This is a genomic window from Lacimonas salitolerans, assembly GCF_042677865.1.
GTDB lineage: Bacteria > Pseudomonadota > Alphaproteobacteria > Rhodobacterales > Rhodobacteraceae > Lutimaribacter > Lutimaribacter salitolerans.
Map to the genome: position 1 here is coordinate 1 of NZ_JBHUDD010000101.1, position 2,434 is coordinate 2,434.

Sequence of the window (2,434 nt, forward strand, 5' to 3'; positions counted from 1 at the left end):
CAAGCAAATGACCGGAAACCAAACCACCCACACAAACCGCGAAATAGCCAGATTAAACCGCTATGCAGTTTCCTGCGCCACGACAGTATTGTAGAGTCCATATCTTGTCAGACCCTCATGGCTGTCGATACCCGTGTAGCTCAGTGAGGCATCCTCATAACGACGGAATGCAAACACTGCTTGGTTCATCTGCTCGGTGTTGAACACCTTGAGCTTCACCAAGAGATGGAAATCCTGCACCGTCAAACCCGTTACCGTACGAAACAAATTCGGCTCAAGCTTGGTAATGACATCTTGCAATGTGTTCTCTCTAAAGTCAGTTAGATACATAAACGCAGGAATACGGGTCGCAAATTTAATTAGCTTTTCCTGAACCAGTTTGCGCTTTGATTTATATTCTTTTTCTTCGGCAGAAAGCTCCTTCTTTTCTTTTGGTGTCAGATCGCTTTCCTTGGCTTTTGCCTTCAATTCTTTGACTTTATCGCTCTTGTTGATGATGGTTTCGATCACATTGTCGCCGAGGGCGCGCCACCCTTCAATCCGTTCGACTGCCGCCATCGCATCAGCGTTGTCCATCAGCTTGCGCAGGGTGTCGTTGTCCACGTTTACCAGCAGGGCGCTTTCCCATTTGCGGGCCAAAAGGGTGGCGGATGTGCCTGCCATGGCGATGTCGAGGATCTCGCCCGTGTCCAGCTGCTTCATCACCGCCCCATTATAGGCAAGCACGGGCAGGAATGAGACCAATTCCTTCACGGCATTCTCAGGATTGCCCTCGTTGGGGGACAGGCCGATCCCGTATTCCGAAAGCTGCCGCAGCGCCCGTGTCGGGGCAAAATCAAAGACGAAACAGGCCGGCTTCAGGATTTCCTCGGCATGCGTGTCATCCCCGTTGGGGTTCTTGATCGACCATGGCGATTGAACACGGAACGCGGCTTGGAAATAGGTTTCGGGCGACTTCAGGTTGCGCAGCATCAGGATGGATGACCACTGCTTGACCGTCACACCCGTTGTCAGCTTGCCGCAGGACAGGGTGATGCTCTTGCTGTCGAACCCTGCGCCGATGGCGCGGCGCACGGGTGGCAGGGCTTCAAGGCCGATCCCCGCCGCCGTTCCCGCCGCGACGATCGGGGTATAATCATGCCAGAATGTGTTCTGTTTTTCCTTCAGCAGGTTCGCCATCGCGTGACAGGCCGCCACATTCGGCAAGAACCAGAACGAATGCTGCAAATAGGGCAACAGGCGCACGTCCGAATAGGGGAATGGCGGGCGCTCGCCTGTTTTCAGGCTTTCCAGCGTTTTCGGGTGATACTGGCCGCGAATGATGTCCAACCATTTCTGAACATCGGATTTATGCTTGAACTGGGCCTTGTCGCCCACACCCGTGGCGGAAAAGAACTCGTTCAGATCGAACTCGTCAAACTCGCCCGCACTGGCGATGTTCAACAGCTCTTCGGGCATCTGATACGTCAACAACCGCATCTGCGGCAGGGCGCCGTAGGGGTTCCACTTGTCGGGATACTTCGCAGCAAAATCCGCCTTGGCCCGTTGCTCGTCGGTATAGGTCCAGTTGAAAATCTGCTCTTCGATGAACTCGCCCGTGGCCAGCGCCTTGAAGGGGGTTCCCGACAGATAGAGATAGGCCTTGGTGGTGATCGGCAGGAATTCCGTCTCGGGCTCCAGTGGTTCTTGCAGGTCGGCGATGCGGTCTTTCAGCTTTTTCGCATCCTCAAGCCGGGCTTCCTCGCGGGCGATTTCATCTTCTTCCCCCGCGAACAGCTCTTTCGCGGTCTCACGCCATGCGCCGAAATGGTATTCGTCAAAGATCACGAGGTCCCAGTTTTCGGTGTGAAGCCATTCATTCTTGGCCTTGATATTGCCCCGCGGGTCGCGGCCCAGCAGGTCTTGGAATGACCCGAAATAGACCACGGGTTTCTTGCGATCGATCTGGGTAGGATCGCCCCCCGTCTTGACCGACAGATATTGCCAGCCGTCGAAATCCACATGGCTTTCCAGATCGGTTTGCCAGGCGTCTTCCACGGCGGGTTTGAAGGTCACGACCAGAACCCGCTTTGCCCCCATCTTCTTGGCCAATTGATAGGATGTGAAGGTCTTGCCGAACCGCATCTTGGCGTTCCAGAGGAACCGTGGAACGGCGTGGGGGTCTTCGTCCCAGCGGGAATGGTAATAGGCATGGGTCAGCTTGACCGCTTCGGCCTGTTCATCCCGCATGGGGAAGTCCAGATGATGGGTGCCGGTAAACCGCTGCCCCGTGCGCAGCTCGATCAGCACGGTTTTCACGTCTTGCAGGGTGCAGCGCATCCATTCGCCGAACGGGTTGTCAAACCCCTTGCGGGTCAGGGCAATCGCTTTTGGCATTAAGCCATTGCTATGTTTGTGAGAATCGAGCGCAGGAAGGTGTCATCCCAGCCTGCGC

1 protein-coding gene is annotated in these 2,434 nt (G+C 55.4%); it reads right to left on the minus strand.

Annotated features, from left to right (window positions below; all coding sequences use genetic code 11):
• Window positions 1-60 precede the first annotated feature (60 nt).
• Window positions 61-2,289, minus strand: a complete 2,229-nt coding sequence (locus tag ACFTOW_RS13590; RefSeq protein ID WP_379916605.1) for a DEAD/DEAH box helicase family protein — start codon at window positions 2,287-2,289, stop codon at window positions 61-63.
• Window positions 2,290-2,434: the final 145 nt, after the last annotated feature.